Annotated in this window: 15 protein-coding genes and 1 pseudogene; 9 read left to right on the top strand and 7 right to left on the bottom strand. The window is 43.8% G+C overall.

The genetic code is table 11. From position 1 onward, the window contains the following. Positions 1–322: 322 nt before the first annotated feature. Positions 323–2,611, bottom strand: a complete 2,289-nt coding sequence (locus SWP_RS14845; RefSeq protein ID WP_020913361.1) for a peptidase U32 family protein — start codon at positions 2,609–2,611, stop codon at positions 323–325. Between the two features lie 112 nt (positions 2,612–2,723). Between SWP_RS14845 and SWP_RS14840 the strand changes: the two genes are divergently transcribed. The 5 genes from SWP_RS14840 (at position 2,724) to SWP_RS14820 (ending at position 5,952) form a co-directional block, all read left to right on the top strand. After that, positions 2,724–3,392, top strand: a complete 669-nt coding sequence (locus SWP_RS14840) for a glutathione S-transferase (protein WP_044555968.1) — start codon at positions 2,724–2,726, stop codon at positions 3,390–3,392. 61 nt (positions 3,393–3,453) lie between these two features. Continuing rightward, positions 3,454–4,095: a Vat family streptogramin A O-acetyltransferase gene (locus SWP_RS14835; RefSeq protein ID WP_020913359.1), complete on the top strand. Its 642-nt coding sequence runs from the start codon at positions 3,454–3,456 to the stop codon at positions 4,093–4,095. Between the two features lie 35 nt (positions 4,096–4,130). Further along, complete coding sequence (locus SWP_RS14830; protein WP_020913358.1) at positions 4,131–4,538, top strand: GFA family protein; 408 nt, start codon at positions 4,131–4,133, stop codon at positions 4,536–4,538. 83 nt (positions 4,539–4,621) lie between these two features. Further along, positions 4,622–5,185 (top strand): GNAT family N-acetyltransferase, encoded by a 564-nt coding sequence (locus SWP_RS14825; protein ID WP_044555967.1) that lies wholly within the window; start codon positions 4,622–4,624, stop codon positions 5,183–5,185. 8 nt (positions 5,186–5,193) lie between these two features. Continuing rightward, positions 5,194–5,952, top strand: coding sequence for a glucose 1-dehydrogenase (locus SWP_RS14820; RefSeq protein WP_020913356.1), 759 nt, complete (start codon positions 5,194–5,196; stop codon positions 5,950–5,952). Positions 5,953–6,032: 80 nt separating this feature from the next. Here the strand turns inward: SWP_RS14820 and SWP_RS14815 are convergent, their stop codons facing one another. Beyond that, positions 6,033–8,105: a TonB-dependent siderophore receptor gene (locus tag SWP_RS14815; protein WP_020913355.1), complete on the bottom strand. Its 2,073-nt coding sequence runs from the start codon at positions 8,103–8,105 to the stop codon at positions 6,033–6,035. A 520-nt stretch (positions 8,106–8,625) separates the two neighbouring features. Here SWP_RS14815 and SWP_RS14810 point away from each other — a divergent pair. Further along, positions 8,626–9,391: pseudogene (locus tag SWP_RS14810) on the top strand (cytochrome b/b6 domain-containing protein). An 85-nt stretch (positions 9,392–9,476) separates the two neighbouring features. Here SWP_RS14810 and SWP_RS14805 read toward each other — a convergent pair. Next, positions 9,477–10,322 carry a pseudouridine synthase family protein gene (locus tag SWP_RS14805; RefSeq protein ID WP_020913352.1) on the bottom strand — a complete coding sequence of 282 codons (846 nt, stop codon included), beginning with the start codon at positions 10,320–10,322 and terminating at the stop codon, positions 9,477–9,479. 315 nt (positions 10,323–10,637) lie between these two features. On the opposite strand from SWP_RS14805, the gene SWP_RS14800 reads away from it, so the two are divergent. Next, a complete protein-coding gene (locus tag SWP_RS14800) occupies positions 10,638–12,359 on the top strand; it encodes a phospho-sugar mutase (protein ID WP_020913351.1) in 1,722 nt (573 codons plus the stop codon). 425 nt (positions 12,360–12,784) lie between these two features. Here the strand turns inward: SWP_RS14800 and ltrA are convergent, their stop codons facing one another. After that, positions 12,785–14,257, bottom strand: coding sequence for a group II intron reverse transcriptase/maturase (gene ltrA / locus SWP_RS14795; RefSeq protein WP_020913350.1), 1,473 nt, complete (start codon positions 14,255–14,257; stop codon positions 12,785–12,787). Between the two features lie 691 nt (positions 14,258–14,948). Here ltrA and SWP_RS14790 point away from each other — a divergent pair. After that, positions 14,949–15,146: a hypothetical protein gene (locus SWP_RS14790; RefSeq protein WP_044555966.1), complete on the top strand. Its 198-nt coding sequence runs from the start codon at positions 14,949–14,951 to the stop codon at positions 15,144–15,146. 121 nt (positions 15,147–15,267) lie between these two features. Here the strand turns inward: SWP_RS14790 and SWP_RS14785 are convergent, their stop codons facing one another. Continuing rightward, on the bottom strand, positions 15,268–15,675 hold the full coding sequence (locus SWP_RS14785) for a hypothetical protein (RefSeq protein WP_020913349.1): 408 nt from the start codon (positions 15,673–15,675) through the stop codon (positions 15,268–15,270). A 707-nt stretch (positions 15,676–16,382) separates the two neighbouring features. Here SWP_RS14785 and SWP_RS14780 point away from each other — a divergent pair. Beyond that, complete coding sequence (locus tag SWP_RS14780) at positions 16,383–17,018, top strand: class I SAM-dependent methyltransferase (protein ID WP_020913348.1); 636 nt, start codon at positions 16,383–16,385, stop codon at positions 17,016–17,018. 33 nt (positions 17,019–17,051) lie between these two features. Here SWP_RS14780 and panP read toward each other — a convergent pair whose 3' ends face one another. Together panP and SWP_RS14770 are read right to left on the bottom strand one after the other, a co-directional pair. Then, a complete protein-coding gene (panP, locus tag SWP_RS14775) occupies positions 17,052–18,698 on the bottom strand; it encodes a pyridoxal-dependent aspartate 1-decarboxylase PanP (protein ID WP_020913347.1) in 1,647 nt (548 codons plus the stop codon). Positions 18,699–18,890: 192 nt separating this feature from the next. Next, complete coding sequence (locus tag SWP_RS14770; protein WP_020913346.1) at positions 18,891–20,048, bottom strand: glycerate kinase; 1,158 nt, start codon at positions 20,046–20,048, stop codon at positions 18,891–18,893. Positions 20,049–20,068 lie beyond the last annotated feature (20 nt).

Below are 20,068 nucleotides of genomic sequence, written 5' to 3'. Positions count from 1 at the left end.
TCAAATATTACATATTTTATTCAATATGCTAGCTTTCTGGTTACAACTTTTGGTTATTTTATAGGTCAATATCTCTTTTTTTATGTGTTTTTAAATGCTTATCGCTGATTATTGGCTGATTGTTAGCAGAAAATAACCACGATGATATGGAACATTATTGTGAAAGGAGGTTTTGATTAGATTAGAGAGTTTAAGTTATTGCTATTCCTGTGGGAGGCTGAGAGTTTACGAATTGGTAGCGTAAATCTGGCGCTTAAACCTGCACGCTCAGCGGTTACAGAATGAGCGCCCGACAGTTAGCCAGACGCTATTTAGAATTAATTTATAATCCGTTGTGGTACTGCTGTACTGTTGATTGCGCCACCATGCTATCAAGTGTCGCTACCGCAGTGTTATCGCCCGAAAGTAGTTGTTCAAACTGGCTAATTAACAGCGCTTTATCAGGAGATGGTTTGTCACCAGCACCTATGTTGGTGAGATCAACCATAAAGCCGTCAAACAGGTGGGCTAAATCGTCAATAATCTCAGTATTTAAAAACTGATCTTGATTATAGATACTCGGATAACCCGCCTTTTGCTTATCAATGGCAAATTCATCACCCTTAAGGTTAGTAATGCTGGTGGACTTATCACAAGAGAGCATACAACCATTGTCGATGCGGGGTTTCTCACAGCCAACACTTTGTTGGAAAAAGCACTGTCTGCTGGCCATCAGTAAGATCGGGTGGTAGATACTATACATCATTTTGAAATTGGCTGGCCGCGCAATATGCTTGATTTGCTGCTGATTGATCTCATTAGAGATAAATGCGCCGTGGCAATCAAACTGCTCCTGCATCGCTAGCAACGCATAGGAGTTGGTAGTATTTAAAAATGGGCCAGCAATCCATTTTACGCCTAACTCGTAGGCGCGATGAGCAATACCAGTATTATTAGTCACGATCAACGGCGGTCGTACCTGCTCCAAAATGTTCAATGCAACGTCGTAGTCTTTACCAATTAATACCGATGGAAACCAAGGGATGAGTCTTGGGTTTTGCTTGAAGAAATCAACATACTTAGTACAACCGCGCTTATAGGCATCAGGCAGCTTAAAGTAAATGTCGGCATGAGTCAGTTCGGCAAGGGCAATATCAGCTTCATCACAGATAAGTAACGATAACTTAGGGGCTTCACCCACAGGCTTTGGATGTTTCTCTAATTTTGGTAGCTCTACGGCAGGTAATACTGCTTTGCCGTGATTAAGGGTTAACAACAGCTGTTTTTTCAAGGTGGTTAACTCTTTGAATGGAACACTCAAGCCTGCTGCTAACGCTTCAGTTTGCAGTGTAAGCTCAAACTCTGCATTGTTTAAGCTCTTAAAACGCTTTTCTATCGCACTAATATCGATGCTGGCATCATCACTGCTGCTGAGTAAGCTACGAGTTTGAACGATAAAGGTTTTGTCGACTAACTGAGTTTGCCCGACAACAAAATCTTGAGTGCTAACCGTGATTGATAACGGCTCGCCTATTTGACCAGAGAAAGCTAAAGTTAGTGGCAATTTAGCGATACTCAAGTGTTTGATCTTATCATCGACGCTTGCTTGAATTTGGCTTTTTTCCTGTTGCAGTGTTTGCTCTGCATCATGGATCTGCACCACCGAAATCGACTGGGTGCCGTTTTGTGTCAGCTTGTCTTTAAGGTGATTCTTTGAATTATCGCGCGGGTTATCGATAAACATCGATTGATTTAGGTCCCCCTTTAGAAAAGAGTTAGTTAAATCACGGTTGAACACTTTATAGAGGCGCTCGCCATCTTCAAGTAGCTCACCGGTTTTCAGGTAACCATCTATCTGTCTTCGGAAACTATCAATCACAGTGTGAACGTAACTAGCCCCTTTGATGCGACCTTCCACTTTAAAGGAGTGAACGCCAGCTTCTATTAATGCGGGTAGATCAAAAAAGGCCGAGTTATCTTTAATATTTAGCGGGAAGTTATGTCCTGACTCTGTGGTTTCGTACTCTTCTCGACACGCTTGACTGCATCGGCCTCGGTTGCCTGAATTACCGACACTGGCCGAAGTTGAATAGCATAACCCCGAGAAAGCGATACAAAGTGAACCATGAACAAACACCTCGGTGGTAATGTCATGCTCACGACCCGTTGCAGTTAACGCCGTAATTTCACGTAAGTTGAGTTCTCTCGACAAGTTAACTCGCGAAGCGCCAAGCTTTTTAAGAAACGGGATCTGCCCAGCGTTATGGGTGGTTAACTGAGTCGATGCGTGCACATCTAATGTTGGAAAGTGCTTTTTAATCAGCTGGAACATGCCGATATCTTGCACTATCACGCCATCTAAGGTGGTGTTAACCAGTTTGCTCAGTAGCTTTGCAAGGGTTTTAAACTCGTTTTCTAAAATCACAATGTTCAGCGTGAGGAATATTTCGCACTGATATTGGTGGGCGAGCCGAATGATGCCAACCAGTTCATCAAAGGAAATATTAGCTGCACGGTTGCGCGCATTAAAGGTGTCTAAGCCGCAATAAACCGCGTCGGCTCCAGCAATAATAGCTGCTTTAATCGCATCAATATCTCCGCCTGGTGCTAATAATTCTATCTTTGGATCCATGGTTACCACTTGTTGTTAGCAATTTTATGGGGGGATGTTACCCGTATATTTTGCTAATGAATATCGTTAAAGTAAATTATTCACATTCTCTAATGGAGCTAGTTGAGCAACAATGAGTGAAATCATGGCATTACCTGTATTGTATTCCTTAAGAAACTGCCCCTACGCAATGCGGGCTAGAATGGCTATTTACGCCTCTGGTCAGCAAGTACACCTGCGAGACATAGTGCTTAGTGATAAGCCCGCTGAAATGCTACAGGCTTCACCTAAGGGGACGGTGCCAGTGCTTGTCACCGCTGACAACCAGGTTATTGATGAGAGCTTAGCGGTCATGTTGTGGGCATTTACCCAGTCCGATCCTCAAAATTATCTCGGGGCTGACCGACCAAATGCACTCGCTGATATGCTGCTATTGATAAGCCTATTTGATAATGAGTTTAAAGGGCATCTAGAGAAATACCGCTGCTCAAAACGCTATCATGAACCATCGCTCATGGATGATAGAATGCAATGTGAGCGCTATCTTGTAGATTTAGAATCACGACTTTGCCGCCATCAATACTTGATGTCAGATAAACCTAGTTTGGTCGATTTAGCGTTAGTGCCGTTTATTCGCCAGTTTGGTCGAGTAGAACGGCAATGGTATCTGCAAGCACCATATCCCAAGCTAAGGCAGTGGTTAAATAGCTATTTGCAGAGCCGAATGTTTAGTAAGGTGATGACGCAATATCCAATGTGGTTAGATGCGAAGCAAGACATTGTTTTTAGTTGCAGAGCTTAGTGCTATGCCCCACTAATGAGTGCAATCGATAACGGTTAAAAAATAGAAAGCAGGAGTCTTTATGTTTGGGCCAAATCCCGATGATAAATCGCCGATGAAAGGCTTCCCGCAAGTGGGATATTTAAAAAACTATATTAAGGGCGACAACATCATAGTAGGAGATTATACCTATTATGACGATCCCGATGGCCCTGAGAATTTTGAGAATAACGTGCTTTATCATTTCCCATTTATTGGTGACAAACTGATTATTGGCAAATTTTGCGCTATTGCTAAAGACGTCAAGTTCATTATGAATGGCGCCAACCATAAAGTGTCTGGTTTTTCGACCTATCCGTTTCAGATCTTCTCTAATGGCTGGGAAAAGGTGATGCCTAAAGAGGGGGATTTACCTTTTAAAGGTGATACACAAATTGGCCATGATGTGTGGATTGGTTATGACGCGACGATTATGCCTGGGGTCACGGTTGGCCATGGTGCTATTATCGCCAGTAAATCGGTGGTAACTAAAGATGTACCTGCGTATGGCGTTGTCGGCGGTAACCCCGCTGAACTTATTAAACTCAGGTTTGAGCAACATATTGTTGAGCAACTTGTCGATATTGCTTGGTGGGATTGGACTGCTGAGAAAATTACCATCAACTTAGAGGCCATAGTTGACGCTGATATTACTGCGTTACAACAAGCAAAAATAACCAACTGATTTTTAAACTCGTTTATTAAGGATAAGAAAAGAGTATGTACTCAGGACAATGTGTATGCGGTGAAGTTAACGTGGCCATTAGTGGTGAAATAAGTGAAATTATTCACTGCCACTGTTCACTTTGTCGTAAAAATAGCGGCACGGCCTATGCGACCAATGGATTTGTTGCCGCGACTGACTTTGCCATAACTAAAGGGGCTAGTTCATTAACCAGCTTCTCATTTAAACCAGGCCGTCAGCGTCATTTTTGTCAGTATTGTGGCTCGCCGGTTTATAGCTCGAACGCTGAAGATCCTGGCCGAGTTAGGGTGCGATTAGGGATTATAGAGTCAGATATTACTGAGCGGCCTATCTCGCACAACTTTGTGACATCTAAAGCCAATTGGGATGAGTTGGATGCACAACTACCTCATTATGACGGTTTTGAGCCTAGTCGCAGTTAACTAACGGATGGATTCAATTAATAAACAATAATATACAACCGAATACAAAGATGAAATGGAAAGTGTATATAGGGAGTAACACCTTGCAAATAAGATTAGCTGAACAAAAGGACATGCATGCATTTTTTAGCTACCTCTCTCGTCAACTAGCGGAAAATGGTGTCGACGGTGCAGCCGTATTTCAGCCTATGTCTCGTACAGAGTCTTACTTGAGTGACGCGATGAAATCTCGTTTCACACACGGGATAGCAACTGAAATGGGTGAGCAAGGTTGGCGTAAACTGTTATTAGCATTTATTGACGGTAATATCGTTGGTCATATTGATATACGCGCTCATGCTGAAGAACATACCGCTCACCGAGCTTTATTAGGTATGGGGGTTGATGCCGCTGCTCGTGGTAAAGGACTCGGGAATGCACTTATAGAGTCAATTTTTAACTGGACGGCAGCCCATACCGATATTGAATATATCGACTTGTGGGTATTATCCAATAATCAAGTGGCCTGCAGACTCTATGAGCGCAGCGGTTTTACCAAGTGTGGTGAAATAGCAGATATGTTCCGTATCGATGGCAACCCTCAAGCTTACAGCATGATGTCAAAAGCGGTAATGCCAGTAAAAGCGCTTGCTTCAGCTAATACCTAGGAGTGTTGATGACTCATACCAATAACAATAAAAATCAGTATAAAGTGGCAATAGTGACGGGAGCTAGCAGGGGGATTGGTGCTGCAACCGCTAAGCTATTGGGCGCGCAAGGGTATAGGGTGTGCGTCAATTACCATAAGCAATTGGAAGCTGCAAAGCAGGTTGTCACCGATATTGAGTCCGCGGGTGGACAAGCTATTGCCATTCAAGCTGACGTATCAAAAGAGGCCGATGTTGTTAGGCTCTTTGCTGAAACTAAGCTGAAGCTGGGCGCGGTGTCGCACTTAGTCAATAACGTTGGTATCCTTTTCACCCAATCAAGGTTAGTGGATCTGAGTTTAGCGCGTTTTAATACTGTGATGAATACCAATGTCAGTAGCTGTTTTTTGTGTTGTCGAGAAGCCGTTAAAACAATGCAAGCTGGCAGTGCCATTGTTAATGTTTCCTCTGGTGCCTCAAAAAGTGGTGCACCCAATGAATACGTGGATTATGCCGCATCAAAAGGTGCGATGGATTCATTGACCAAAGGTTTATCTCTGGAGTTGGCTGCTGACGGAATACGCGTTAATGCAGTGCGGCCAGGCTTTATTCATACTCAGATGCATGCCGATGGCGGCGAGCCCAATAGAGTCGAAAGGTTAGCGTCGCAAATTCCACTGCAGCGTGGTGGTGCCCCTGAAGAAGTGGCCGAAGCAATTGCTTGGTTGCTGTCAGATGCTGCTTCCTATGTGACAGGGTCATTTATTGATTTAGCTGGTGGAAGGTAACAGAATACCCGTTACCGTTGTAACCAAAAAGCCCAGACTTGAGCCTGGGCTTTAAAATATCTAATTGGGAAACTTAAAATTTAGAAAGTATAACTTACGCCAAACTTAACCGTTCTTGGTTTACCCACATTCACCTCACCATTTTCACCGCCACCTAGGTAGTCCGTGTCAAATAGGTTTTCGACGTTAACTCTTAGCTGTAGATCTTGGCCTGCCACTGGAATGGCGTAACTAATTCCGGTATCAACACGAGTATATGCATCTTTTTCAAAAGTATTCGCGGCATCACCAAAACGTTCACCTTCGTAAAATGCGCCTAAGTTTACGGCTAGTCTGTCAGTGACTGAATATTTAGCCCAGATTGAAGCCGTCCATTCAGGTACATCTTCAGGGCGGTTACCCTCAAATTCATCGTGTGAGCTATATTCCGCATCGAGATACATTAACGAGGTAATTAAAGAGAGGTCATCGTTTATTTGCCCCATGCCACCAAACTCGAATCCACGATGGCGCTGTACGCCGCCTTGAGTGGTAATCGGGTTATCAGAGGTTCCTGCATTCGTTAGAATATTCTCTCGTTCGATATCAAACACTGCAGCGTTTAAGCGGATTCTTCCCGATAGCAGTTCCCATTTAGTGCCCAATTCAACCATTTTGCCTTTAATTGGGTCGAGCTCTAAACCATAGCTGCCATCTTCATCGTCAAGTATGCTGCCTTGTGGCTCAAAACTCTCACTGTAGTTTGCATAAATAGAAGCATTGTCGACCGGGTGATAGATAACACCGAATTTGGGTAAGACTGAATTGCTGTCGGCATCGGTTTTGTCTTGCTGATCGTAGCGCACGCCCAGTAATACTTGCCATTCATCGGTGAGTGAAATCAGATCTTGAGCAAATACACCATAGTATTGGTAGTCTTCGCTAGAGGCTTTAGCATCGGCATAATCTAAGTCTGGCTGAGGCACAATAACACCGGTGTTGATATTACCGTTGTCCATTTTCCCTTTCACTTTGAGTGAGCTGTATTGATGGTCAACATAGTTACCGCCAAATAGCAGGTCATGTTGCATGCCAGCGAGTTCAATAGAGCCAACAAAGTCGAAGTAAAATGCCTGCTGCTGCCAATCTTCAAGCTTGTTGTAAGGCTTATTTTTATAGCTGCCAGTGTCTGGATCGTAACTGCTAGTCTGTGGCTTGCTTTCCCAACGTTCACGTTCATTGTGCTGCTTGTTGTAACCTACTGCAAACTCCCAATCATCAGACAGTTGGTAGCGTAGGTCGGCGCCATAGTTTTCACTTTGGGCATCAATTTTAGTCCAAGGCATGTCCCAAATCATTTCGTCGCCACCAACTACATCGCCGTTCTCGTCGACTAACGCACCGCTGTCTTGGCCTGCTAATTCATCTGATTTGTCGTAGTGTAGCGATAGCGTGAGATCATCGCTAAGATCGAAATCAGTCATTAAACTACCAACGAGGAAGTCACTTTCCTGTGCGCTGCCATCTTGGTACTCACGCCAGTTCTTGTTCTGCTCCTTTTCAAGAACCGCACGATAACGAATAGTTTGTTCCTCGTTTAAGCTGCCACCGGCATCGAGTGAACCTCGAATCGAGCCGTTTTCATCACCCTTAATGCCTAAGGTTAAAAACGAATCGTAAGTTGGTTTTTTTGTCACTAAATTAACGAGACCACCAGGTGTTGACTGGCCGTATAGCAAGCTTGATGGCCCTTTTAATACTTCAACATTTTCAACCAATGCCATCGGCAAGCGGTACTTAGCAAAATGCTGATGGCCGTCTTTGAGCAGGTTAGTACTTTCATCCAAACTAAAGCCACGCAAACTAAAGCGTTCTCTGTCGGTGGTCACTCGACCAATTGAAATGCTGGCATCATTCTTAAGCGCATCACCGAGTGTGCGTACTAGCTGATCGTCCATGATTTCTTTAGGAATGACGACTACAGATTGGGGAGTATCTAGCAAAGATACGTCTGATCGCATCGCGCCATGGGCTTGATCGGTTTTGTAATGCTGCTGGTGCCCAGTCACTGTGATGACTTCGATATTGGTATCATCAACAGTGGTTGCGAGTGCTGAACCTGAGTATAAAATGCCTGTTACTAGCGCGGAAATTAGCTTTACTTGAGTATTCATGTGGTCATGCCTTTATAGCTCTTTGCGACGACAGCTCTTACGTAAGCTAATTTCGATGTTCCGTATCAAATGTTAAGCGCAGGCTAAAGTTAATTGAATTATGTTGTAGAGGTTTGCTTTCTGGGTGCGAATGCTAATGAGAATTGCTATCAATAGCAATTTTAATCGGTTGTTATCTGAGCACTTGATTCTGCTGTTGATAATTTATGTGAGCATTGTCACTTGTGGATATTATTGATTTTTATAATTCAATAACCCTTAACCCCCCTATGCGTAAGGCTTGTGGGTGTATTGATTCTATTTTACTTAGCGGGGGAATGTGCGGGGTAATTAATGAATATTAACTGAAACTTAAATTTTCAGGTTTATAATGACTTTTTTGTTACCTTTAATTTGGTAGCAACTTGGTATCAATTAGTTAGCAATAAAGTCACTGAAATAGTGGTTTTACAACATGAGTAAATTCGCGGTTGATTTACCTTTATTACCATTTTAAAAGGCTAGGGGATCTAGAAGTTATATGAACGACAATTTGAGTCATAAAACTAATAATAACAAAGCGGAAATTGGAGTCGTAGAGTATCGAGTTTGGGATAAACCAGTTAGGATTTTCCATTGGATTAATGTCATCCTTATTACAGCACTCATGTTTATTGGATTAATTATGCTGTTTAAGTCTGAACTTGGGATCAGCGGCCTACCTGCAAAGATCAAACTGAAAGAGTTACACACTATCATTGGCTATTTGTTTGCCATTAACCTTCTCGTTAGGTTGGTGTGGGGGTTTGCGGGGACCCATTTTGCTAAGTTTGCCAGTATGCGTCCAAAAATCAGCGAGGTTACCGCTTATAAGCAACGCTTAAAAATCGGTGAAAACCCTCAGTATCTTGGGCATAATCCTATCGGCAAGTTTGCCGTGGTTACGATAATGGCTTTGTTGGTTGTAATCATGGTAACTGGGTTAATGCGCGCTGGTACTGATATCTATTACCCGCCATTTGGTGGTGCTGTTACTCGTTATATCGCTGCGGATACTGTTGACCCGACAACCATAAAAGCATACGACGATACTGGGGTGAATTTAGATAAAAAGGCCAACATCAAGCCTTATAAAAGTCTTGCTGGCGATATTCACCTGTACAGTGTTTATCTGTTAATGCTGCTGATACTCATGCATGTCATCGGTGTGATTTTTGCTGAGTTGCTTCATCAACCCAGGGATTATTTCAGCGATGTTTTCAGGCAAGAAACGTATAGCAGGCAAGTGTGAAGACGGTAATGAATAATGGCTAACTGATGTCCATCAATGATACTTGATTAAGTTTTTATAATAGAAAAGGCCACTGCTTAATAGCCGTGGCCTTAGTTTTATCAACTTGTTTGAAAGTGAGGTCGATAAGCTTGAGGTAGCTCAAACACCTTATCTTGATGGGTGATTGGGCAGATAAAGTTTAAGTAACATGAGGTGAGCTGTAAATTGGGCGTCGATTCATTGCCATTACCGTGCAGTCTGTCACCAATAACAGGATGACCAACGCTTGCCATATGCAGCCGTATTTGATGTTTACGACCTGACTCAATTTTTACCTGTACTTTGGATTGGTTTAACTCGGCGTTGTACTCTAATAGATGCGCGTGGGATAATGCTGATTTACCGTCGACGTCGGTATCAATCGTCACTTTTGAGTCTGGAAATTCACCCTCGACAATGACTTGATAATATTTATCTAAAGCGCGAGTCTCAAACAATTTAGCAATGGCAGCGGTGGTTTTTTTGCTATGGCCTAGCACAATCAGTCCGGTTGCAGCGAGATCAAGCCTATGGATAATATAAGCGCTACGAGCTGGCTCAAGGTGAGTCTCTGCAAAGCGGTTTATCGTGGTGTGATCGCTCCATTTTGAGCCTTGGCAGCGCATACCAAACGGTTTATACCAGACACTGTATTGCCCTTCATCAAATAGTAATTCAGCATTAGGTACGCTTTCATCGAGTACAGTTTGATTGTAATAAAGGTGCAGTTCATCGCCTTGACTAAGCACTTTTTTTACTCGCCTTAATCGGTTGGTTTGTTTACCGTGAGTGAGCCAAACCGCGCCTTTTTGCATCGCCTGCTTGACTAGCTGTTTGCTTAGACCTGTTTGCTTGGCTAACAGGCTGACCGCGTCAATTTGCGGATCGACGACTTTGATGTGGCATTCAGTTTTTTGCAGGCTCATGGCTTGATTACATTAGTCTTTAAAGATTGGCTAGCCATTTTACACTAACTAATGCAAGCGCTGCGACCTCTATATATCCTATCTATCAATGTGCCTAATACGAGAGTATTGTCGCAAGAGTTTTGTAAAGAACATTGGCAGCTGAGCATACAGTATTACGCCATTTGGCTAGATGTAAAAATTTTAATGCAAATTATCTTGTTCTCGCTATGAGCTAGGCTTAATGTGGATCTTAATCGTTTTCAATTGCAGTAACCGACATTGATATGATGTTAATCAGTGCGGCTATTTAGCGGGTAAAAACTGGAGTGAATCATGGATACGCAGTTAAAGTTTAGAGTGCAAAACTGGCTCAACAATGATCCCGACCCATTAATGCGTGCAGAGCTACAGGCTTTGGTTGACGCCAATGACAATGAAGCTATAGCCGCGCGCTTTGTCGGGCGTTTGGCATTTGGTACCGCAGGCCTTAGAGGCGTAGTTGGCGCGGGGCCGACTCGGATGAATCGTTTAGTGGTGCAGCAAACATCTGCAGGCTTGGGAGCCTATTTGAAGACGCAGGTGAGTGATATTGCTACTCGCGGCGTAGTCATTGGCTATGATGGTCGCCACGATTCACAACAGTTTGCTGAAGATGCTGCCAGTGTATTGTGTGGACTGGGTATTAAAGTGTATCTGACCAAACAGATAGCAGCCACGCCACTGGTGGCATTTGGTGTGCTGCACCTTGGTGCGGGAGCGGGCATTGTGGTGACCGCGAGCCATAATCCACCGCAATATAACGGCTATAAAGTTTATTGGGGTAATGGCGCGCAAATTATTCCACCCCATGATAGCGGGATTGCCGCATGTATTGAAAAGTCGGCCACAGAGCAAATAAAGCTGCCCACGTTAGATGAGGCTTTAATGGGTGGGGGGTTACAGATCTTAGGCGATGAATTCTATCAGGCTTATCGTGATGGGGTGCATCAGTCCCCCGTGCTACAGATTAACACCGAACCTGCACAAGTCAGCCTCGCATACACTGCAATGCATGGTGTGGGTAATGAGATGGCGTTAAATGTGCTGCAAGATGCTGGCTTTAACAATGTCTATTCGGTTGCAGCGCAGGCGCAGCCTGATGGAGATTTTCCCACGGTGAACTTTCCTAACCCTGAAGAGAAAGGGGCGATGGATTTAGTCATCGCAGAGGCGAAAAAGCATAACGCGATGCTTGCCTGTGCTAACGATCCAGATGCAGACCGATTTGCGGTTGCCGTGCGCAACACTGATGACAACTATCAAATGCTCACAGGCGATCAAGTCGGTGTCTTGTTTGGCCATTATTTGTTATCACATGCTCGCGATAATCAGCGGCTAACCTGCACAACGATTGTGTCATCAAGCCTATTATCAAAAGTTGCAGACAGCATGGATGCAACTTGCAGAACCACACTCACTGGCTTTAAATGGTTAACCAATGTGGGTATGAGCGAGCAAACAGATGATAATCAGTTCCTGTTTGCCTATGAAGAAGCACTCGGGTACACCCTCGGCACTATGGTGTGGGATAAAGATGGTTTATCGGCGTTGGTTGGATTCGCCCAGCTCACCGCAGAACTTGCTAGCAAAGGACAAACTATCTGGGACAGGTTGGAGTCAATCTATCGGCAGCATGGTTTCCATCTTAATAGCCAAGTGAGTATCGCGTTAAAACCGACCACACCTAATATTGGTGCCTATCTGCGTGATAACCCGCCACAAGCAATCGCGGGGCATAAAGTGGTATCAACCGATGATATCAGTATTGGCAAACGCCTTTTTGCCGATGGCAGCGAAGAAGCCATTAATTTGCCCGCCAGTGATGTGCTTATCTACCGCCTCGATAATGATGGTAGAGTGATTGTGAGGCCATCAGGTACAGAACCAAAGATTAAGTGTTACTACGAAGTGGTTGAAACTATGAATGCAGATGACACGCTAGCCTGTGCACAACAAAGGGCACAGGCCAATATGGATACATTTATTAATGCCCATCAAGCAGACTTACCAAAATAGTCTATTCGCCGCTTGAGAATAAAAAAGCCATCGCGAGGTGGCTTTTTTATTAAATTTAGGAGGTATTAATTGCTTCAATAGTAGCGTTTAACCTAAATGATAAACCATTTTTGCACAGGTATGAGGTAGCCTGGGGAGTCTAAAGAACAGTATCGAGGTTAAGCAGCCAAGCATCATTCAGCTGGATTAAGCTTTTGCAAGTCGCCGTGAATATATCCCTATAGGCTCTGCTAAATCATCCATGATTTAGAAGCTTGCACAGCCCAAATCAGATGAATAACGAGTAAGTCTACTTTAGTCGCTAACTCGTTTTTGTCGGATAGGCGGCACTTGTTACCAAGTGCCACCCTCCTAAGAACCGTACGTGCAACTTTCACTGCATACGGCTCAAGCCTCCACAAAGGCGTATTCTGTTACCCAGCACCCTACATAGCAGCCAAAACAGGATCAAACCAAGAGTTTCTGCCTTCCTTTGCCCGTTTCCGCTTACTTAAGTAAGCTTCGTATTCGGGGTCGTAAGGTATAGCTGCGCTCCTGATTTTCACATGTCTTTTTATCGGCGTTTGAGCTATCTGAACCAGATTAAAATGGCAGTCCATGTTGGCAATCTTCTGCCAGCCATGGAATTGCCACCCACCTATGCGATTCATGTAATATTTACGCCTCACCCAGTCCTTACTTTTCGTTGGATGACGCCTTACCGCCCATCGCCATAACAGCCAGAAAAGTTGATGGCCTACATAACCGAAAACTTGCTTTGCAACACTGTGGCGATAATAGTTCGCCCATCCTCTCAGTTTCGGATTCAATATTTTGATTAAATCGTTAACGGGGATTGTTGGATGTTTTCTGATGAATTCACGTAGATTACTCAAAAATGATAGAACGTTACTCTTGCTCGGTTTAATGAGCAGTTTGCCTTTGTACTTCCTAAGATTGAATCCCAGAAAGTCAAAACCATCATCGATATGAGTTATGTGCGTTTTCTCATCAGAGAGTGTTAAGCCTCTTTCCTGTAGAAAGCCAATGAGTTGCGGTTTGATTTCATTGACGAGCACTTCCTTCGAAGAACCTGTGATAACAAAATCATCTGCGTACCCGATAAAGTTGACTCTATTCCCTGTTTTACAAGCAATAGACTTAACCAACTGTTCTAACCCAGCCAGCGTCAGTAACATCAGCGTTGGGGAGATTATCCCGCCTTGCGGTGTTCCTTCTGCTGTTTTGTAGAACAATCCTTTATCAACATAACCACATCCAAGCCATTGTTTCAGCATTCGCTTATCTAATTGAATGTTATCGATGAGCCATTGATGACCAATCTTATCGAAACAGGCTTTGATATCTCCCTCAAGAACCCACTGACTAGAGCGCTTCATACACAAACATTTGAAGCACTGTGCAATTGCATCTGCTGCGCTTCGGTTAGGTCGAAAGCCATAGCTATTGAGGTCGGCTGCCGTTTCTGAAATAGGCTCCAAGGCGAGAAGATGAAGCGCTTGTTGCGCTCTGTCTATCATGCAGGGAATGCCTAAAGGTCTGAGTTTGCCGTTTTTCTTGGGGATGTAGATCCGCCTGAGCGGTTTGGCATGATAGCCTTTTCTGCTCAGTTGATTGACCGCCGCCATACACCGGACATCGGTGTTCCAGATGATGCCGTCGATTCCAGGTGTTTTGCTGCCTTTGTTTTGAGAAACTCTTTTAACTGCAAGCAATTTTGCTGATTTAGAGTGAGTTAATATCCACTGCAACGCTTTCGCCTTACCGTGTTTACCTTCTCGGGTTGCTTTTGCAATGCGCATTTGAAGCTTTAATACATGTTGCTTAACCGCTTTCCAGTTAATGGATTGCCATTGAGCGCTGTTAGGAGATGCACTAACTTCGATTGAAGCCATCATTTGCGTTTCTCCTTGAATAAAGTTCTTCAAATCATCTTGCAACGGGAGACCAGCTAGAAGTCAGCTCGCTTTCGCGCCAGATAACAACCTGTATCCGCATCATTACAACACGGCTTTCGCTTTTTCCAGCCTCCTTTACCTACATCACTATCAGTAGCCTTCGCAGGCCACTTTCCCCAAAGGGAGCAATACAGGCTTACCCTGTTCCGTATGTCGCGCAACGTCAGGTTAGATGCCCACTATAGTGCGGAGAGTTATTTGATCACGAAAGAGCACTGTCCAATCTCTTTCCAACTCTCGTGCCTTTTGGCCACAGCGTATTAACCACTTCCGCTGTTTCTCATATAACGCACCTTACATGGATTCACATACGTTCATCATACTGACACCCTAGCACTTACCCGATTGTGGTTATCAGGAAGAACGTCCTCTCACGATTCAGTTCCCATTTGACATAAGCCAAATATCGTTACATTGTCAGACTCGCTACTTTATTCAGAGTCTTAGGGTCATCTGGTGATACAGATGGTTCACTCTTACCGTGGTGAACAACGCTTCATACGACTTCAGGTCGCACGGACAAAAGTGAGTTATCTTCTGACAAAGGTGGTTCCAATGACCTGCGGTCGGTGTATGTGAAGATACTGCTGAGGCTCGCCGTGAACACATCTGACCTACAAGGATGGAGGAAATGCCAAATTCTGTATGGAACAGAATTGGTCTTGTGGGCTCAACGAAAACAACAACATCCTTGTTAAAAGGCCAGCTCGTTTCCATACCTCTTGTTCCAGAGTTTGATAACTTCGTTATCTTTCACCCTGTTTTCGAAGGCCTCAGCCGCGTCTACACTGGGTTAGAAAAGCACAACTATTTAGTATTTGAGCTTTAAGCTGAATCCAATTCAATTTCGCTATATTGAACTCTTTCAAGTCGTCACTAGCGCATTATTGGGCAGAAATGACTTCGTCATCGAATCCACGAAATGGTTGATTTTGATCCTATGAACACTGTTAAGCTGCTCTGACACTATGCCTTTGATTCAGTACATAAAGTAAACATGCAAATAAAGCGATGTCTCTAGGGATAACGATTGCTAAGAAAGTCACATCGGTAGGTAAAGGAAAAGGGTGGGATACAATGAAATACGGGATTAATAATGCCCAATAAAAATAACTGCAATTATTTAAAGTGAAAGACGATACTATGCGGGTAAATAGCCAAAAAATAATAATGAAAGGTAAAGTCAAAACAGCATGCTCGACAATGACATTTTTAAAAGTTAGATACTCACCTGCCATTGGTAAGAGGTTCATAATATTAAATATAACCCCTGCACCAATCCCAGTAAAATATACAACTAAGTATAGGTATAATATGCTTAGAAAAATGACTAAGCTCCAATCTTTCACTCTATCCATAAGTAATACTCCATTGACACGTTAAGAGCTTATAATCCGGTGTTTCGGACAAATTCTTGCCTATTATTTACGCTCAACATATCAATGTAACCGATAGGTGTAAACCATTGATGTAGGGTGTTGCTGTAAGTTGGTGATATCAAGGGGAATATTGCGCTACCTGTAATGTTTGTTACGTTGAAAATAAAGGTCAACTCATAATGCATTAGTATCATTGTACAACTATAAGGCAGGTCTAGATTTCGAGATGAAAATTCTTAAACTGAATTAACTGGAATCACTATTAAATCAGTAATGCCAGCGAGATTTAGTTGTGGGTAAAGTAAGTTGGTACCTGCCATAAACTATTCTAATGACCTGTAATTAATACATCTGTAGTTACTCTGTATTTGAGCTTTAAACACTACTTTTCTATGAGAAGCTATTAGTAGATGTTTAAACTTAGAAATTCAATGAACTAATAGAAGCAAGGCTACCCCGCAAGTATTTTGTTAAATTTGTCCGGTGCACTCCTATGCAATCAAGAGCGGGGCAAGCTTTGGGTCCGACGACTTTTACTTATAAGATAAACTACGAAGCTCGGTCAACCAAGCTAAGTAAAATTAGCTATTGTAGAACAGCTAATTGAACGCTAGTGTAGATGATTAAATAATCAACGACATCTAAATTGGAATTCATACAAAGCACCAAGTGCTAGGGAATAGGCAATGGATAATAATCAAATATCGGTAAATACTTTTGATAAGTTAGCGCAAAGGTATGAAGACAAATACATGGATCTTACGATGTATGCTGATACTTTTGATTCTTTTATAAACCACCTGCCAACCGACGATGCCCGCGTGTTAGAGCTGGCTTGTGGGCCAGGAAATATCACTAAAATGCTGTTATCTGCAAAGCCAAATTTGTCGATACTGGCGACGGATCTTGCGCCCAATATGTTGTTACTTGCTAAGAAGAACAACCCTAAAATTGAAGTATTGCAGTTAGACAGTCGCCACCTAAGCAAGGTTACAGAAAGGTTCGACGCGATAATGTGCGGTTTTTGTTTGCCATACCTTGATAGAGATGAGGCGATTGCTCTCATCGATGCGGCGGCTGAAAGACTGAATCCTCAGGGAGTTTTGTATTTAAGTACAATGGAAGGGGAGTGTCCAAAGGTACGCGAGGATACCTCAAGTGATGGTGATAAAGTGTATACCTATTTCCACCATGCAGAGCAGTTAGTACCAGCGTTGAGCCGACGCGGTTTTAAGCTATTGGCACTAAAGCGTAAACAGCAGTTAAGTCCGATAGGTGAGGTGACGGACTTGTTTATTACCGCTAGGCTAGACGCTAACTAAAATGTGCGTGAAGTATGTTATTGAGTTTAAGCGCTATCGCTCTGCGAGCGCTAAAAGGTTGGGTAAAAAACGCTGCTCTTGAGAAGCGATAACCTTTTGCTCTGCAAGCACTTGTTGCAAGATCTCTGGCGTCGTTAACGGATTGGCTAATACAACTCTAAATACCACCGCTTTGATGTCCATCAAATGCGCTTTTTCTGGATTAATCCTAGTGCGAGAAACAAAAGAAGTGCCTTGTTCTCGCTGACGTTTTTGCACAAACTTAGTTAATCCATCCAGTAGTGAATTAAATTCTGATAGCTTATCTACGTCATTATTTGCTCGTGCATTGGCCATCGCTATTTGCACTTTTTGCGGCACATAACGGTAGGTTAACAGGCAAAGCTCTGGTTTTGACACGAGTTCAAAATCTTGATGTTGGTTGATCAAATCAGCAAAATAACGCGCTTTTTCCAAACTGTTATTGATCAGTATTTCATAGCCATCACGACCGATAACCTTTAAGCATGCATGGACTAGCATTGCCATACCAGGGCGCGAGCCCTCTAAAGTTTGGCTGCCTAAATCTTTCGAGCCTTTTCTGAGAATATACTCGGCGTGGTGCTTAATCGCATTAGCGAAAGTAGGATCTTTAAAGATCACCATGCCCGCGCCCATCGGGACATACATCTGTTTGTGAGCATCAATGGTAACAGAGTCTGCGCGCTCTATGCCTGCAAGCAGGTGACGATACTTTTCAGATAACAGACTGGCGCCGCCCCATGCTGCATCAACATGAAAATGGCAATTAAGCTCGCTGGCCAAATCAGCAAGCTCATTGAGAGGGTCAATATTGCCTGTTTCAGTGGTCCCCGCAACGCCCACAATCGCCATCACTTTAATCTTGTCTGCGGCCAGTTGATTGGCAAGTTTACGCATTTTTGATACGTCGACTTTGTTGTCTTCTGCAGTGGGTACTTGGATGATATTTTCGCGGCCAATGCCGAGTAGATCGGCTGTTTTGCCTAAAGAGTAGTGGCCACGCTCAGACACTAAAATGGCCAAGTCGTCATAACCATAATGACGTAGGCCCTTCATTACCCCTTGCGCTGCGACGCCGCGGTAATTGCCATCAGCTTTTAGCAGTTGGTTACGGGCAGTCCAAAGGGCAGTAATGTTGGCGACAGTACCACCAGAGCAAAATGCGCCTAAAGAGACGTTAGCGCTGTGCATCCAGTTTTGATAGAAGTCATCATTTTCAGCATAAATGAGGTGATGCATCATGCCTAACACTTGGCGCTCTAATGGCGTAAAGGCTTTAGACGTTTCTATTTTAACCAGATTTTGGTTTAAACCTACCATCATTTTTGATAACGGCAGTACAAAGTAGGGCAGCGCTGATGTCATGTGGCCTATAAAGCTTGGCGCAGAGGTATGCACTGAGTGCGCGACAAGCGTTTGCATCATGTCGTCGGCGTAATCAGAGACAAATTGCGGCGCGGCTGGAATTTGGTGTTGCTGGAAGTCTAGTTCAATCTCGGTGAGAGGTTTCTCAACCGCGACTACACTTTCTTGCAAAAAGCCCATTAAGTTCTGTGAGATATTTTGCTCAATAACACTAAGGGTTGAATCTGGGGCTTCTGGAACGGTAAAAATTCTCAGTAGTGCCTCTTCAGAAGCGGTGGCTCGTCTTGGTGTCATTGGCTAACTATCTCTACTTATCACACTATTTTTGTGCGTTGGATCAGTCTTTAAGTTGGTGGCTCACTTTACTGTAAGCTTTATAACGCATCAAGTAGAAAAGTGCTTTGGGGTTGAGGTTAGCTGTTTAAATGACGTTGCAATAAACAAAAAGACGCCTAAGCGCCTTTGGTTTTACAACTGATTTATTAGCTACTTGCTACTTGCCGAAAGGGCGTACAGCGCGGCCACATTTTTGCTGCAGGCATATAAGTTACTTTTAGCATTCGCGAGCACTTCGGCTAATGCTAATGCGCGAGGTGTGATAGAAAACAGTGCGCTAAAACCATGTGCTAGCAGTATATTAGCGTCGTCACTGACGCAACCGGCTATCGCTATCACTGGCACGTTGAGGCTATTGGCTACACTCGCAACTCCCATCGGTGTTTTACCATGTAGAGTTTGGCTGTCGAGTCGACCTTCCCCCGTGATGACTAGGTTCGCTCCTTGGATATGGCTGGTAAGATCAACAGTGTGCATCACGATGTCTATTCCTGGTTTTAGTTCAGCACCAAGAAATGCCATCGCACCTAAGCCCATGCCGCCAGCAGCGCCGACACCGCTTAAGTTACGATTATCTTTGATCCCCGCTTTTGCAATGACGTCAGCATAGTGATTTAGCGCAGTATCTAGCTGTTTAACCATCTCGCTTGTTGCCCCTTTTTGCGGGCCAAAGATTGCCGATGCGCCATAGTCGCCACAAAGTGGGTTGTTGACGTCGCAAGCGACTTCAAAGCGGCATTGTGCAAGTAAAGGGGGCAGATCTGTTAAGTCAATCTGTTGCAAAGTTGCCAGCGCTGCGCCGCCGGGAGCTAATGGCTTTTTATTGATATCTAAAAGGTGAGCCCCTAGCGCCTGTGCCATACCTGCGCCGCCGTCATTGGTTGCACTGCCGCCCAGTCCAATGATGATATGTTTAATACCACGATTTAGTGCATCAACGATCAACTCGCCTGTGCCGTAGCTTGTGGTAAACAGAGGATTGCGTTGCTCACCAGTGACTAGATGCAAGCCAGAAGCGGCCGCCATCTCAATGACTGCAGTTTTCTCACAGCCGTGGTAACTGTCGCCTAAAATGCCATAGAAGGCATTGACTTTGTCGCCAGCAGGTCCAGTCACAGTCGTCCAAATAAGGCTGCCGTTTGTGGCATCAACCATTGACTGTACAGTGCCTTCACCGCCATCTGCTACAGGCATTTTTACATATTCAGCATTAGGTAATACCGTGCGAAATCCTCGCTCAATTTCGTTAGCCACTTCCATTGCAGTTAGGCTCTCTTTAAATGAATCGGGGGCTATCACAATTTTCATGCAGTGTTCCTATTGTTAAC

Source organism: Shewanella piezotolerans WP3 (assembly GCF_000014885.1).
Taxonomy (GTDB): domain Bacteria; phylum Pseudomonadota; class Gammaproteobacteria; order Enterobacterales; family Shewanellaceae; genus Shewanella; species Shewanella piezotolerans.
This window is presented reverse-complemented; position numbering and strand designations above follow the sequence as displayed.

Bases quoted from the DNA above. Each gene is read 5' to 3' on its own strand.
- SWP_RS14845 (WP_020913361.1), bottom strand. From the start codon at position 2,611: ATGGATCCAAAGATAGAATTATTAGCACCAGGCGGAGATATTGATGCG.
- SWP_RS14840 (WP_044555968.1), top strand. From the start codon at position 2,724: ATGAGTGAAATCATGGCATTACCTGTATTGTATTCCTTAAGAAACTGC.
- SWP_RS14835 (WP_020913359.1), top strand. From the start codon at position 3,454: ATGTTTGGGCCAAATCCCGATGATAAATCGCCGATGAAAGGCTTCCCG.
- SWP_RS14830 (WP_020913358.1), top strand. From the start codon at position 4,131: ATGTACTCAGGACAATGTGTATGCGGTGAAGTTAACGTGGCCATTAGT.
- SWP_RS14820 (WP_020913356.1), top strand. From the start codon at position 5,194: ATGACTCATACCAATAACAATAAAAATCAGTATAAAGTGGCAATAGTG.
- SWP_RS14815 (WP_020913355.1), bottom strand. From the start codon at position 8,105: ATGAATACTCAAGTAAAGCTAATTTCCGCGCTAGTAACAGGCATTTTA.
- SWP_RS14805 (WP_020913352.1), bottom strand. From the start codon at position 10,322: ATGAGCCTGCAAAAAACTGAATGCCACATCAAAGTCGTCGATCCGCAA.
- SWP_RS14800 (WP_020913351.1), top strand. From the start codon at position 10,638: ATGGATACGCAGTTAAAGTTTAGAGTGCAAAACTGGCTCAACAATGAT.
- ltrA (WP_020913350.1), bottom strand. From the start codon at position 14,257: ATGATGGCTTCAATCGAAGTTAGTGCATCTCCTAACAGCGCTCAATGG.
- SWP_RS14790 (WP_044555966.1), top strand. From the start codon at position 14,949: ATGCCAAATTCTGTATGGAACAGAATTGGTCTTGTGGGCTCAACGAAA.
- SWP_RS14785 (WP_020913349.1), bottom strand. From the start codon at position 15,675: ATGGATAGAGTGAAAGATTGGAGCTTAGTCATTTTTCTAAGCATATTA.
- SWP_RS14780 (WP_020913348.1), top strand. From the start codon at position 16,383: ATGGATAATAATCAAATATCGGTAAATACTTTTGATAAGTTAGCGCAA.
- panP (WP_020913347.1), bottom strand. From the start codon at position 18,698: ATGACACCAAGACGAGCCACCGCTTCTGAAGAGGCACTACTGAGAATT.
- SWP_RS14770 (WP_020913346.1), bottom strand. From the start codon at position 20,048: ATGAAAATTGTGATAGCCCCCGATTCATTTAAAGAGAGCCTAACTGCA.